The sequence below is a fragment of the Phaeobacter sp. BS52 genome (assembly GCF_045040595.1).
In the GTDB taxonomy this organism is placed as follows: domain Bacteria; phylum Pseudomonadota; class Alphaproteobacteria; order Rhodobacterales; family Rhodobacteraceae; genus Phaeobacter; species Phaeobacter piscinae.
The window spans coordinates 3,067,642-3,081,540 of the sequence record NZ_CP090662.1; the positions used below are offsets into that span (position 1 = coordinate 3,067,642).

The window sequence follows — 13,899 nt, forward strand, 5'->3', positions numbered from 1 at the left end:
GCGCGCGGGGGGGCTGTCTGTACTGCTGTCGCAGGTACCTTATCGGCTTGCTGGTACCGGGTCACAGGCAGTCCACAGGCACGATCGGACCAAGACGATTGCTGGCGTTGAGATGAAGGTCTGGGCGTCATGCCGCTGATTTCATCACAGCACAGACCCACCGCCAGCGCAAAGCGAGCTATTCGGCATTCTGCGCCAAGCCCTGCGCAAAATAGAGGCCAATTGCTGGATTGATGATGAAAAAACAGGCGCGCACTTGGTTGGCGCTACGTGATTTTCTCGACGCGTTTGCGAAAGTTTCTGCGATGCAGAATGCTGGGTCCATCCACAAGGGCATGCCCCGGAGAGACTGTGGATGTGTGACGACCGGAGGAATTTGCGATCTCGCCAGCCGCCACACGGATGCAACACGAAGCTGCCCGGTACAGGTAGGAAATCCGGCGCCCCGGCGCAAGGGACCCACCGTCGTTCCGGCGAGGAGAGACTATATGATCACCCGAAAATCCGTTCCGGCACCAACGGCCACAGTTGTGGCATTGGCGATGATGGCGTTCGGCACCGGAGCCTTTGCTGCAGATTGCCCGATCAAGGTGGGCGTTCTGCACTCGTTATCCGGTACGATGGCAATTTCTGAAACCACGCTGAAGGACACCATGCTGATGCTGGTCGACGAGCAGAACGCCAAGGGTGGCCTTCTGGGATGCGAGCTGGAGCCGGTTGTGGTTGATCCCGCATCGAACTGGCCGCTGTTTGCGGAGAAAGCGCGCGAACTGCTAAGCGTGCATGAGGTGGATGTGATTTTTGGCAACTGGACCTCGGTAAGCCGGAAGTCAGTGTTGCCAGTGATTGAAGAGCTGAACGGTCTGCTGTTTTACCCGGTGCAATACGAGGGGGAGGAAAGCTCGCGTAATGTGTTCTACACGGGGGCGGCACCGAACCAGCAGGCGATTCCGGCAACGGATTATTTCCTCGAAGAGCTGGGTGTTGAGAAGTTTGCGTTGCTCGGCACAGATTACGTCTATCCGAGGACGACCAACAACATTCTCGCCAGTTACCTGGATCAGAAGGGGGTCGGGGAGAGTGATATCTTTGTGAACTACACGCCGTTCGGTCATTCCGATTGGTCGAAGATTGTCGCAGATGTCGTGGCCTTGGGTGCGGACGGTAAAAAAGTTGGTGTGATCTCCACTATCAATGGCGATGCAAACATTGGATTTTACAAAGAACTGGCAGCTGCGGGTATCAGTGCGGATGATATCCCTGTGGTGGCTTTCTCCGTGGGGGAGGAAGAGCTGTCGGGCCTCGATACCTCCAATCTTGTCGGGCATCTGGCCGCCTGGAATTACTTCCAGTCCGCTGATGGAGAGGCCAACAGCGCCTTTGTTGGGAAATGGAAAGCGCGCATGGGTGATGAGCGCGTTACGAATGACCCCATGGAAGCCCACTACATCGGTTTCAACATGTGGGTGAATGCTGCCACAGAAGCAGGCAGCACCGATGTCGATGCCGTGCGTTCCGCGATGTACGGACAGGAGTTCCCGAACCTGACGGGCGGTACAGCTGTCATGCTGCCCAATCACCACCTCGCCAAGCCGGTTCTGATTGGCGAAATTCTGGATAACGGCCAATTCGATATCATCAGCCAGACCGAAGAGATGCCCGGTGATGCCTGGACGGACTATCTTCCCGAATCTGCAGTTTTGACCTCGGACTGGAAGGATCTTGGCTGCGGCATGTACAATACCGAGACCAAGAGCTGCGTTCAGACACTGTCTAACTACTGACTTCGCAGGACCCAAAGGAAGGGGGAGACCCCTTCCACCCTCGCTCTCATTAAATGGAAATGACCCCTATCATGACACGGTTTTTCGCCGCTGGTCTGCTTGTTCTGTGGGGCTGTCTGGCTGCCATGGCTCAGACGGTGCCGCCATCAGATCTGCCTCAAACCGAGATATCATTGACGTCGGATGCGCCCCTTCAGCAACTTCTCCAGTCACAATCTGACCTAATTACCGCCAGTTCGCGACGGACGATTCAACCCGCCATTGATGCGATTGCGCAAAGTGGTCTGGACGAGGTGCAGACGCTTTTGCAGCTGTGGCAGGGAAAGAAACTGGTCATGCGCAAGTCGGATGGGCTTTTCTTTCGTGGCGATACCATAGGCAATAGCCGCTATGAACTAACGGACCTGGACAGTGGAACTGTGGTCGGGGTTGTTGGCAGAACAGACCTCAAACAGATTAAACCCAATTCTGGCGTGCGCGCCCTGATTGGCACCGCTCTGGTACGGTTCCAACTGAACGATCCGGTGGTTGAGACCCGTAGGGCTGCGGTCACCTCAATTGGACGCGATCCCTCTGCGAAAGCGCTGGAGCCTCTGCGGGCGTCGATCCTCAGCGAAACTGACGACGACATGCGCGCGTTGAAGCAGCGTCAGGAGCGCCTGCTGACCATGCGTTTTGACATTGATCCCCAGGCGCGCGTCGCGGCCATCGAAGACATGTCGGGCGATCTGGGTGTTGATGTGCGCGCGGCCCTGAACCCGCTGCTGGACACCACGCTGCAGATCTATCCCGTGGGAGAGCCAGCGACCGGGAATATCGCAGCCGAACGTCGTATCAGTCAGGATTTTACCGAAGCCGACGCCTATGCGGTGTTGGTGGCTGCGGGGGTCGCCGAACCGCAGTTGCAAAGCGACGAGATCGGACAGGCGCTGGAGGCACATATTGTTGACGGGCGTGTGGCAGGAATTGCCCTGGCGCAGCTCTCGGATATGTCCACGCGGCGGGGTGCATATGACAAGCTGGCCGCCGCAGGGCTGGTGCGTCTTGGTCCCACATTGCCGGAAATGGCTGACACTGTTGCCCGTTACCGGTTCGTCGATATCTACAATGAGGCCTCTTCCGCCGTGACCGATGCAGCGGAGGCGGCGCTGGCGCGGAGCAACCGCAAGGTTGCCTTCCATAAGGCGGCGGATCTGGCATTGGATGCAATATCGCTGGCATCAATCTATTTCCTCGCAGCCATCGGCTTGGCGATCACCTTTGGCGTGATGGGCGTTATCAATATGGCGCATGGTGAGTTCATCATGATGGGCGCCTACACAGGCTATGTGGTCCAGCTGGTGATCCCGGATCACACGCTTTCCATACTGGTGGCGATCCCTGCTGCGTTTGCCGTTACATTCGGTGCCGGGATTGCGATGGAGCGGTTGGTGATCCGATGGCTCTACAACCGTCCTCTGGAGACGCTGCTCGCTACTTTCGGCATTTCGATTGCGCTGCAGCAACTGGCCAAGAACATCTTTGGCACACAAGCGCGCCCGCTGACCGCACCGGGCTGGCTGGACGGCGCGTGGACGCTCAACGATGTGGTGTCGATCAGCTATATCCGCATTGCGATCTTTGTTCTGGCGCTGGGCTTTCTGGCGCTGCTTCTGTTCATCATCCGCCGCACACGTCTGGGGCTGGAAACACGGGCAGTGACACAGAACCGCAGTATGGCGGCTTCGATGGGGATCAATCCGGACCGCGTGAATATGCTGACCTTTGGTCTGGGGTCTGGCATCGCAGGGATTGCGGGCGTGGCGATCGGATTGTTTGCGAAGGTCACATCGGAGCTGGGCAACGACTACATCGTGCAGAGCTTCATGACGGTGGTTGTCGGCGGGGTCGGCAGCATCTGGGGGACCTTGGCGGGCGCAGTGATGATCGGCTTCTCCCAGAAGGGGATCGAATGGCTCAACCCCTCCAATACGCTTGCTGCACAGACCTACATGATCGTGCTGATCATTATCTTCATTCAATTCAGGCCGCGTGGGATTGTCGCCCTGCGGGGTCGCGCGGCGGGGGATTGATCCATGCAACGTAGCTATATTGCCCGAAACCCGTCTGTCCTGATCTTCGTCACGATCCTTGCGCTGTTTACGCTGGGCGTCACCCTGCTGTCCGAAGGCTTGGGGATTGGGATCGTCTCAACGTCACTGGTCAAGACATTGGGGAAAACACTTTGCCTCTGTCTGGTTGCCATCGCGATGGATTTGATCTGGGGCTATGTAGGGATTCTGAGTTTGGGTCATTTCGCCTTCTTCGGGTTGGGCGGATATATGATCGGCATGTGGCTGATGTATGAGCGGACCCGGGACACGGTGCTGGCGTCATTGTCCGACCAAGTACTTCCGCCAACTGATGCCGAAGTGCGGGATGCCGTTGCGCATCAGATTTTTGGTGTAGTTGGCGGCGACAGTTTTCCGCTGATCTGGACCTTTGCTGACAGTTTGCCTCTGCAACTTTTCCTAGTTGTGGCTGTCCCCGGTGTGCTGGCGCTGACCTTCGGTTGGCTCGCCTTTCGCAGCCGGGTGACCGGGGTCTACCTGTCGATCCTTACTCAAGCGATGACCTTGGCACTGGCGCTTTATCTGTTTCAGAATGACAGCGGTTTGCGCGGCAACAACGGGTTGAGCGGATTGCAGAATTTGCCAGGCTTGGCCGATGTGCCTCAGTCGGTGATCTCGATCTGGTTCTTCTGGGCGTCGGCTGTCGCACTGGGGTTTGGCTATGTGATCGCGGCCGGGGTGGTCGGTGGGAAATTTGGCTCAGTTTTGCGTGCCATTCGCGACAATGAAACCCGGGTACGGTTCCTTGGATATTCTGTTGAAGGCTACAAGCTGGTGATGTTTACCGGGACGGCCTGTGTCGCAGGTATCGCTGGGGCGCTCTTTTATCCGCAGGCGGGGATAATCAATCCAGCCGAAATGGCGCCGATCGCCTCCATCTATCTGGCGGTCTGGGTTGCGATCGGCGGGCGGGGTCGGCTCTACGGCGCGGTGATCGGTGCGGTCTTTGTATCGCTGCTGTCCAGCTGGTTCACAGGCGGGCAGGCCCCGGATGTTGACCTCGGAGTTTTCACCATTCGCTGGGTCGATTGGTGGCAGGTTGTTCTAGGGCTGGGGTTTGTTCTGGTCACCTTGTTCGCACCGAAGGGGATTGGCGGTTTGGTCGATCTGGTTCAGCGGCGCCGCACTGCCGAGGTGCCACCCCACACAGAGAAGGCAAAATCATGAATCCTCTTCTGGAAGTATCGGGTGTCTCCGTCAGCTTCGATGGTTTTCGTGCGATCAATAACTTGTCCTTCCGGATCGGGCGGGCCGAGCTGCGTGCGATCATTGGTCCAAACGGCGCGGGCAAGACGACGTTCATGGATATCGTCACAGGGAAAACAGCGCCGGACAGCGGCAGTATAATCTGGGATGGGAGCCGACGATCAGTCTTCGCCCGTTCCGAGGCGCGTATTGCCCGTGAAGGTATTGGGAGAAAGTTCCAGAAACCAACGGTATTTGAAGAGCAGACGGTTCAGGAAAATCTACTGCTTGCACTCAAAGCGGATCGCCGCCCACTTGCTGTATTACGGTATCGCGCATCCTGGTCGCATCTTGCCCGGATTGAAGAACTCGCAGGTGAGGTCGGATTGAGCAGTGCACTGACGCGTCGGGCTGGTGAGTTGAGCCACGGCCAGAAACAGTGGCTGGAGATTGGCATGTTGCTGGCACAGGAGCCGCGCCTATTGTTGGTGGATGAGCCTGCCGCGGGCATGACGCTGGAAGAACGGGAACAGACCACAGCAATTTTGGTTGCGGCGGCTAAAACGCGCGCGGTGGTGGTCGTGGAACACGATATGGATTTCGTCCGAAGACTGAATTGCCGGGTCACGGTGCTGCACGAGGGCGCGGTTCTCGCCGAAGGATCGTTGGACCATGTGACTGCCGACCAAGCTGTCATTGATGTTTACCTGGGGCGCTGAGCGATGTTGAAACTTGACGATGTAACTTTGCACTATGGTCATTCTCAGGTTCTGCATGGGATCTCGATGGAGGTGCTACGCGGAGAAGTGGCCTGTGTTATGGGCACAAATGGCGTTGGCAAAACCAGTCTGATGAAGGCGATTGCCGGTCGCCATGCCCGATCCGGCGGTATCATTGAGTTGGATGGCCGATCTTTGGGAACTGCTTCGGCGCATCAGTTGGCCAAGAATGGGATTGCCTATGTGCCGCAAGGGCGGGAGATTTTCCCGCTTCTGACAGTTCTGGAAAATCTCGAAACTGGCTTTGGGTGCTTGCCAAAGACCGAACGCCACGTTCCGGATAAGATCTATGAGCTGTTTCCTGTGCTTCGCGATATGCGCCATCGACGCGGTGGGGATCTGTCGGGTGGTCAGCAACAGCAGCTCGCCATCGCCAGAGCGCTGATCACGCGACCAAAACTGCTATTGCTTGATGAACCGACAGAGGGCATCCAGCCGAATATCATCCAGCAGATCGGTGAGGTGATCCGACATCTGCGGACCGAAGGTGAGATGGCGATTGTGCTGGTAGAGCAGTATTTTGATTTTGCCTACGAGCTGGCAGATCGGTTTGTGGTTTTGCGCCAAGGCCGTGTCACATTGGCGGGTGGTCGCGATGACGTCAGCCGGGCTGACCTGTTGGCGGGTGTATCCGTCTGATTTTCGCGGCGCGTTAGCGTTGCGGTCGAGCCGCCTGGCCTACAGTTATGCAGGAGAGACGGTCGGCTGCAACGCATATGTTAGCGGGCTGTGCTGCTTGAAACGTCAAATCTGTCGCTTTCGGCTGCTGTCATGGCCGAAAACCGCATTCATCACGCCTGTGACTGGCTGATCATTCATCGCGCGTCGTGGTGGATTTAGATAATCTGAAATTCGCTACATTTTATTCGAAGTGCCTGACGCGCTGTATTTGGCTAGTCTTGGCCAAATGTATGGTGATGCCGCGCCGGAGACGGCAGGGGAAAGGGAGAACAACCAAAACTGCACCTCAGGCAATGCCGCAGGGATGCATCGCAGCCAAGGGGGCGCGTGCATTTTCCTGCGTTGCCTGCAGTCCGTCATCATCAATTTGAAACCTGCGCGGTTCCGTAGCGCAGGTGGATACGAACCTGCCACCTGAGCGTCAGGGTGAGACGGGGATCGACAAAAAACGACGCGCCACACTCATCAGGGAACGATCATGTCAATCAAGCCACCATTTACCGAGCTGGAGATCGAAACGGCTCCATCCGGGTTCTACGAAGGCCACAGCCTTCCTATCGCATTGATCAGTAAGATCATCATGACAGCGCTGGTCCTTTGGGCCTTGGTCTGGCCAAGCAAGGCCAGCGGCATTCTGTCTTGGGTCAACAGTGAGTTGCTGAATGGATTCAATGCCTTCTACATCATTTCAGTGGGGGCCTTTGCCTTCTTCCTGTTTGTGCTGGCAATCTTGCCTGCCACAGGAAGCAAAAAACTGGGTCCGGCGGATGCCGCGCCTGAGTTTTCCAATTTCTCTTGGTTCTCAATGATGTTCGGCGCTGGTCTGGGCGTTGGTTTGATGGTTTTTGCAACAGCTGAGCCGCTGGGCCTTTGGGGGTCGAACCCGGTTGTTCTGTCCGGTGCCGTGGCAGCCAACAGCGAAGAAGCCGTGCAATCTGCCTATCGCTACACCTTCCTGCATTACGGGTTCCATGCCTGGGCTATCTATGTGCTGACGGGTCTGTCGCTGGCTTACTACGCCTACACGCGCGATATGCCGCTGACCATTCGCTCGGCGCTGACGCCGTTGCTGGGCAAGGCCGCAAACGGGTTTGTTGGTCATCTGGTTGATGTGCTGGGTGTGGTTGCCACGATCCTGGGCGTTTCGGTCACCATTGGGTTTGGCGTCAGCCAGTTTGTTGATGGTGTTTATGCGGTCTCGGGTATGGAATGGCTGATGAACGGCGATACCGAAGCCCCGAAGCCCAGCACCGTGGGCCTGCTGTCGGCTCTCTTTGTGATCATGGGACTGTCGATCCTGTCAGCCGTGTCAGGCGTGGGTCGCGGGATCAAATACCTCTCTAACCTGAACCTCGTGCTGTCGGTCATTCTGCTGCTGACCTTTGTGTTCTTCGGCTCGTTCTTCTTTGCGATGACCAAATTCGGCAGCGGGTTGGTGGACTATATCCTTCACTTCACTCAGATGTCGTTTGGTGCCTATGGTCCGCAATCAGCCGAGGCCTTTGCTGCGGCGTTGCCTGATGCGGCGCAGGCTTTGCCCGCGGAAGATCTGAGCACGGTCTACGGTTCGGCAACATCGCCGTGGGGATCGTTGGGCGGCTTCACCGAAGGGTTGCCAGCCTCTGCCGCAGCACTGGATGCAGACGCTGTCTATGCTGCCGGTGAACCCGGTCGCCAGTTCGGCTGGCAGGCCGGTTGGACGACATTCTACTGGGCCTGGTGGATTGCGTTCTCACCCTTTGTCGGCCTGTTTCTGGCGCGCATTTCCAAGGGTCGCACCGTGCGTGAGTTCATCCTGGGCTGTGTAATCGCGCCTGCGATCGTTTGCTTCCTGTGGATGACTATTCTGGGCGGCACTGCGATTGATCTGGAACTGAACGGCTCCGCCGCAGGGTCAATCATTGGAGCCACCAACACGGCGAAGCTCTTTGCAACGCTGGAGCAGATGATTTCCGGTGGCTTCCTGTCGGCCATCACCGTGATGTGCGTTGTACTGATCATGACCTTCCTGGTCACGTCGGCGGACTCGGGGATTTTGGTGATGAACACCATTATGTCCGGCGGCGAGCAGGAAACCGGCATCAAGCACCGTATTATCTGGGGGCTGATCCTGACCTCCGTCATCGGCGCACTGATCATCGCGGGCAACAGCGGCACGGCGTCCAACCCCTTTGGGGCCCTGCAGAATGCGATGATTATCGGCGCGTTGCCGTTCACCATTGTCATGGTCTTCATGATGATCTCACTGGCGAAAGCGCTGTACCGCGACAGCCTGCGCGCCAAAGCAGACTGACCACGGTTCAGTTTCTGACGTGAGAGCAAAGGTCGCGCCTCGGCGCGGCCTTTGTCGTTTCTAAGTGATGAGGCCGGAAACCTATGAGTGATGCTCATAGGTGGTGGCGGTAATCTCATTGGTAAGACTGGCGAATTTGGGTGATAAAGCCATTGAACTGTCAGGGGTAAGGCCATGGATCGCGCCGAGATCGTACATCAAAATTTCCTTGAGCGCGTGCGGACAGGGGCTCTGCCACCGGGCGCCGCACCAGAGGGCGCTCTGACGCCCAGTGAAGCGGTGGCGATCTATCGCGCGCAGGTACTGAGCCGGGCGCTGGATCGGACCAGCCGGGCGATGCAGAAGGCCGGGCAGGGTTTCTATACCATCGGGTCGTCAGGGCATGAGGGAATGGCTGCCGTGGCGCGGGCGCTGCGGCCCGATGACATGGCCTTTCTGCACTATCGCGATGCGGCGTTTCAGATTGCCCGCGCAGGCCAAGTACCGGGGCAGAGTATTGCCTGGGACATGCTGCTGTCCTTCGCCTGCTCCGCCGAGGATCCCACATCTGGCGGGCGGCATAAGGTGCTGGGTTCCAAGGCGCTGATGATTCCGCCGCAGACCTCCACCATCGCCAGCCACCTGCCAAAGGCGGTCGGCGCGGCCTACGCCATCGGCGCGGCGCGGCGTCATGATCCGGAACATCGGGTTCTGGCCGAAGACGGGCTGGTGATGTGTTCCTTTGGCGACGCCTCTGCCAATCATTCAACGGCGCAGGGGGCGATCAATACGGCGTGCTGGACCTCCGTTCAGTCGACACCCCTGCCGCTGCTGTTCGTCTGCGAGGACAACGGGATCGGCATTTCGGTCAAGACACCGAAGGGCTGGATCGAGGCGTCGATGTCTCACCGTCCGGGGATGCGCTATTTTCAGGCCGATGGGCTGAATATGCATGCTGCCTACGCAACCGCACAGGCGGCGGCAGACTATGTGCGACTGCGGCGCAAGCCTGCGTTCCTGCATTTGCGCACTGTCCGGCTCTATGGTCACGCGGGGGCCGATGTGCCGACAACCTATCTGAGCAAGGCGGAGGTTGAAGCGGATGAGGCCAATGATCCGCTGCTGCATTCGGTACGTCTCTTGTCAGAAACCGGCGCGTTGTCCTGCGAGGCCGCGTTGGAGATTTATACCGAGACGTGTGCTCGGGTGGAGCGGATCCGAACGGAGGCTGTCACCCGCCCCCATCTGAAAACGGCGGATGAGGTGACCGCGAGCCTGGTTCCGCCAGTCCGGATGTGCCAACCGACCAACGGACCAAGTGCTGAGGCGCGGGCAGATCTGCTGGGCAGCGACCTGCGTGCGCAGGCAGATCCACAGCCAATGAGCCGCTTGATCAACTGGGCGCTCACCGACCTGATGTTGGAGCACGGCGAACTGGTCGCGATGGGTGAGGACGTCGGCCGCAAGGGAGGTGTCTATGGTGTTACCCAGAAACTGCAGCAACGGTTTGGCCAGGATCGGGTGATCGATACGCTGCTGGATGAGCAGTCTATCCTTGGGCTGGCCATCGGCATGGGGCACAACGGATTCGTGCCGATCCCAGAAATCCAGTTCTTGGCGTATCTACACAATGCGGAAGATCAGATCCGCGGCGAGGCGGCGACATTGCCGTTTTTCTCCAATGGCCAGTTCAGCAACCCAATGGTGCTGCGTATTGCAGGGCTTGGGTATCAAAAAGGGTTCGGCGGCCATTTCCACAATGACAACTCGCTGGCTGTGCTACGCGATATTCCGGGCATTGTGATTGCCTGCCCCTCAGATGGGGCAGAAGCTGCGATGATGCTGCGCGAGGCCGTGCGGCTTGCGCGGGAGGAGCAACGGGTCGTGGTTTTCGTCGAGCCTATCGCGCTTTATCCGATGCGGGACCTGCACGCGCCTAAGGATGGCGGCTGGATGCGTCACTACCCGGCATTGGATCAGCGGATCGCACTGGGAGAGGTCGGTGTGCATGGGGATGGGACCGATCTGGCCATCGTCACCTACGGCAATGGTCGCTATCTGGCGACGCAGGCACAGGCGTATCTCGCGGCCAAGGGGATCGCCGCTCGTGTCGTTGATCTGCGCTGGCTTGCGCCCCTGCCAAAGGAGGCGCTGCTGGCTGCAGCCGCCGACTGCGATAAGATCCTGATCGTGGATGAATGCCGCACCACTGGCAGTCAGTCAGAGGCGCTGATGGCGCTGTTTTATGAGGCGGAGGGCAGCCCGATGGCCCGTGTTGTGGCAGAGGATTGTTTCATCCCAACGGGACCGGCCTATGCGGCGACCTTGCCCTCGAAGGAGAGTATTGTGGCTGCTGCCCTTCGCTTGACGGGAGCCGCAACATGACCCGGACCGCTGTTTTGATCTGCCCTGGACGAGGTACCTATAACAAGGCGGAGCTGGGCTACCTGTCCCGCTACCACAGCGATAAACAGGCTCTAATCGGCGCATTTGATGCTATGCGAGACGCAACAGGACAGGAGAGCGTCTCGGCGCTGGACGCTGCCGATCGCTATTCAGTGTCAAAATACACGCGTGGTGACGTGGCTTCGCCGCTGATTTATGCCAGTGCCATCGCAGATGCGCAGTCCCTTGCAGAGGACATCGACATCGTCGCGGTCACCGGCAATTCCATGGGCTGGTATATCGCGCTGGCGGCGGCGGGGGCACTCAGCCCACAGGCGGGGTTTGAGGTGGTGAACACCATGGGTCAGCTGATGCAGCAGCACCTGATTGGCGGGCAGCTGGTCTATCCCTGTCAGAGTGAAGATTGGCAGCTGGATCGTCGCCGCAAGGCGGAGCTGTTGCAGCTGGTCAGTGACATCGCCATGCGACCTGCTCACCAGCTGTCGCTATCAATCGATCTGGGTGGTATGTTGGTTCTGGCCGGGAATGCCGAGGGGCTTGATGCGTTCGAACGGGCCGTGCCCCCACTCCAGGACCGTTTTCCCATGCGTCTGGCCAATCATGCGGCATTCCACACAGAGCTGCAGGCGCCAGTAGCTGCCGCCGGTCGGGCACGGCTGTCACAATCGCTATTTGGTCCCGCCAAGAAGCCTCTGGTCGATGGACGCGGGCAGATTTGGTGGCCGGGCGCGGATACGGTGGAAAGCCTTTGGCGCTATACGCTGAACACGCAGGTGGTCGAACCCTATGACTTCACCCGCGCCATGCAGGTGGCGGCGCAGGAGTTTGCGCCGGATCTGTTCATCATCGCCGGGCCGGGTACCACACTTGGAGGAGCGGTGGCGCAGTCTTTGGTGCAAGTCAACTGGCAGGCGCTAACTGATAAGGCCGCGTTTAAGGCCCGGCAGGAGCAGGTGCCACTGGTTGTTGCCATGGGCGATCCGGCGCAACGGGCGCTGGTCAGCCGCTAGCACGCTGGCCTGGGTCGATGGCCATGGACACGGCGAAGGCCTCTACCGGGCGTGAGACGTTGTGCAGTGACACTGATCCCAGCGGCGTGGCTTGTTCCGGGGTCTCCAGCAAGTCTCGGCTGACCACAATGGTATGGCCACAGGATTTGCCATAGTCGCCGAGCCGTGCCGCGATATTTGCGGCCTGTCCGATGACGGTGAAGTCCAGCCGCTCACGCGATCCGACGTTGCCATAGGTGACGCCGCCATAGGCCAGACCGATGGAACATTCGCTGCGCCTCTGCCCGGGATCGTCGCCCATGGCGTCCAGCGCGGCGACGATGGCGCGCGCCGACTGCAGCGCCTGAGCGCGGGCCTCCGCCGGGTTTTCGCCAGCTGGAAACACGGCCAAAACAGCGTCTCCGATGAATTTCAGCACCTCGCCCCCATGATCGTGCACGATGGTCGATGCGGTCTCAAAGAAACTGTTCAGTAGCTCGATATACTCGGTGCGGCCCAGCTCTTCTTCCAGACGGGTCGAGCCGCGCAGATCGCAGAACATGATAGCCGCATCAATATCGTCGCCATCGCCGCGCCGGATTTCCCCACCCAGAACCCGCGCGCCGGTGCGTTTTCCGACATAGGTCTCCAGCAAGGATTGGGCGTTTTCGCGTTGCATGAACACTTCGTAGTAGCGCGCGATCACTGCGGAGCATTCAAATATCAGCCCCAAGTTCTCAGTCGTGAAACCTTTGGGGTGGTGGCTGGCAACAGTCAGCACATTGATGCGCCCATCCGAAAACGGCAGCGGCATGGCCACATAGTCCGTCGCGCCCTCCTCCCGCAGATCGGTCAGGATGGGAAACGCGTCGCTGGGCTGTTCCAGATCCAGACGTTGACGAATACCGCCCAGCCCATTCGAGACGTGGCGCAGCGGGCTGTTCTGGAAGGCCGGGTGGTCGTGGATCTCATAGCTTGGCGCATAGGTGGTCACCTTGCCTGATGCGCGGCTCCAGATGAAGTTCTTGCCCGCGATCATTGGATGCAAAGACCAGGCCATCACCGAAAGGCGAGATAGATGAACGCCTTGCTCCACCAGTTTTTCGGAAAGGCGCTGGGTAAACTCCTCCGGTGTGGGCAGATAGGCCGCCTCACGCAGCAGCCAGTCGATCAGGGGGCCTGAGATGCTCCCATATTCAGGAACGTCCAGTTGATTTTTGCCAAGGTCAATCTCGACGTTGGCGTCCGGCATGAAACTGACATGACCCGCAATTTCAGAGGCCTCGGGCAGGGCATCGTCATAGGACCAAGCGGCATTACCGATGCAATCCTGGCCAAGTTGAATATCTTGATACCCGGCGGTGCCCTTGAAGGGGCAGAAGGTTTGGTGACCGTTGGCCGCAGACAGGCAGGAGTGGATATCATCGCGGGGGAAATAGATCGCGGCAGGTTGGCGGGTTTCATACATCACCTTGGCGCGGGTGCTTTGCGCGATGATTTTCCCACCGAGGCGCGCGGTAACCGGCCCGCGCAGCTCTTCAATCAGGATGCCATAGGGCTGTCGAGCGGTATTCGCGCGCATATTCATAAGCGTCGTTCCCTGCTGATTGGCCAGCATGGGGGCCATGCGACCTGCCCTCTATTATGTGGTGATTGATGCTAGAAATGCCAGAGCGGCACGGGGAATTGATC

9 protein-coding genes are annotated in these 13,899 nt (G+C 58.7%); 8 read left to right on the top strand and 1 reads right to left on the bottom strand.

Going from position 1 to position 13,899, the window contains the following annotated elements; translation table 11 throughout:
- The first annotated feature begins 488 nt into the window (after nucleotides 1-488).
- The 8 genes from urtA (at nucleotide 489) to L0Z65_RS14830 (ending at nucleotide 12,228) form a co-directional block, all read left to right on the top strand.
- A complete protein-coding gene (urtA, locus tag L0Z65_RS14795; protein ID WP_405112573.1) occupies nucleotides 489-1,784 on the top strand; it encodes an urea ABC transporter substrate-binding protein in 1,296 nt (431 codons plus the stop codon).
- A gap of 71 nt (nucleotides 1,785-1,855) precedes the next feature.
- Nucleotides 1,856-3,856: an urea ABC transporter permease subunit UrtB gene (urtB, locus tag L0Z65_RS14800; protein WP_405108802.1), complete on the top strand. Its 2,001-nt coding sequence runs from the start codon at nucleotides 1,856-1,858 to the stop codon at nucleotides 3,854-3,856.
- Between the two features lie 3 nt (nucleotides 3,857-3,859).
- Entirely contained in the window at nucleotides 3,860-5,062 is a 1,203-nt protein-coding gene (locus L0Z65_RS14805; protein ID WP_405108805.1) for an ABC transporter permease subunit, read from the top strand.
- Nucleotides 5,059-5,799 (top strand): urea ABC transporter ATP-binding protein UrtD, encoded by a 741-nt coding sequence (gene urtD / locus L0Z65_RS14810; RefSeq protein WP_405108808.1) that lies wholly within the window; start codon nucleotides 5,059-5,061, stop codon nucleotides 5,797-5,799. Before L0Z65_RS14805 ends, urtD begins: the two co-directional genes overlap by 4 nt.
- Before the next feature lie 3 nt (nucleotides 5,800-5,802).
- Nucleotides 5,803-6,498, top strand: a complete 696-nt coding sequence (gene urtE / locus L0Z65_RS14815; RefSeq protein WP_405108811.1) for an urea ABC transporter ATP-binding subunit UrtE — start codon at nucleotides 5,803-5,805, stop codon at nucleotides 6,496-6,498.
- Between the two features lie 520 nt (nucleotides 6,499-7,018).
- Entirely contained in the window at nucleotides 7,019-8,833 is a 1,815-nt protein-coding gene (locus tag L0Z65_RS14820; RefSeq protein WP_405108814.1) for a BCCT family transporter, read from the top strand.
- Nucleotides 8,834-9,007: 174 nt separating this feature from the next.
- Nucleotides 9,008-11,197, top strand: coding sequence for a thiamine pyrophosphate-dependent enzyme (locus L0Z65_RS14825; protein WP_405108817.1), 2,190 nt, complete (start codon nucleotides 9,008-9,010; stop codon nucleotides 11,195-11,197).
- Nucleotides 11,194-12,228: an ACP S-malonyltransferase gene (locus tag L0Z65_RS14830; protein ID WP_405108820.1), complete on the top strand. Its 1,035-nt coding sequence runs from the start codon at nucleotides 11,194-11,196 to the stop codon at nucleotides 12,226-12,228. The genes L0Z65_RS14825 and L0Z65_RS14830 overlap by 4 nt, the downstream gene beginning before the upstream one ends.
- Here the strand turns inward: L0Z65_RS14830 and L0Z65_RS14835 are convergent.
- Nucleotides 12,218-13,834, bottom strand: coding sequence for a DUF427 domain-containing protein (locus tag L0Z65_RS14835; RefSeq protein WP_405108822.1), 1,617 nt, complete (start codon nucleotides 13,832-13,834; stop codon nucleotides 12,218-12,220). The two genes, L0Z65_RS14830 and L0Z65_RS14835, sit on opposite strands and share 11 nt — an antisense overlap.
- Nucleotides 13,835-13,899 lie beyond the last annotated feature (65 nt).

Excerpts from the sequence above, each read along its gene's own strand:
- urtA (WP_405112573.1), top strand. The coding sequence starts at position 489 with ATGATCACCCGAAAATCCGTTCCGGCACCAACGGCCACAGTTGTGGCA.
- urtB (WP_405108802.1), top strand. The coding sequence starts at position 1,856 with ATGACACGGTTTTTCGCCGCTGGTCTGCTTGTTCTGTGGGGCTGTCTG.
- L0Z65_RS14805 (WP_405108805.1), top strand. The coding sequence starts at position 3,860 with ATGCAACGTAGCTATATTGCCCGAAACCCGTCTGTCCTGATCTTCGTC.
- urtD (WP_405108808.1), top strand. The coding sequence starts at position 5,059 with ATGAATCCTCTTCTGGAAGTATCGGGTGTCTCCGTCAGCTTCGATGGT.
- urtE (WP_405108811.1), top strand. The coding sequence starts at position 5,803 with ATGTTGAAACTTGACGATGTAACTTTGCACTATGGTCATTCTCAGGTT.
- L0Z65_RS14820 (WP_405108814.1), top strand. The coding sequence starts at position 7,019 with ATGTCAATCAAGCCACCATTTACCGAGCTGGAGATCGAAACGGCTCCA.
- L0Z65_RS14825 (WP_405108817.1), top strand. The coding sequence starts at position 9,008 with ATGGATCGCGCCGAGATCGTACATCAAAATTTCCTTGAGCGCGTGCGG.
- L0Z65_RS14830 (WP_405108820.1), top strand. The coding sequence starts at position 11,194 with ATGACCCGGACCGCTGTTTTGATCTGCCCTGGACGAGGTACCTATAAC.
- L0Z65_RS14835 (WP_405108822.1), bottom strand. The coding sequence starts at position 13,834 with ATGGCCCCCATGCTGGCCAATCAGCAGGGAACGACGCTTATGAATATG.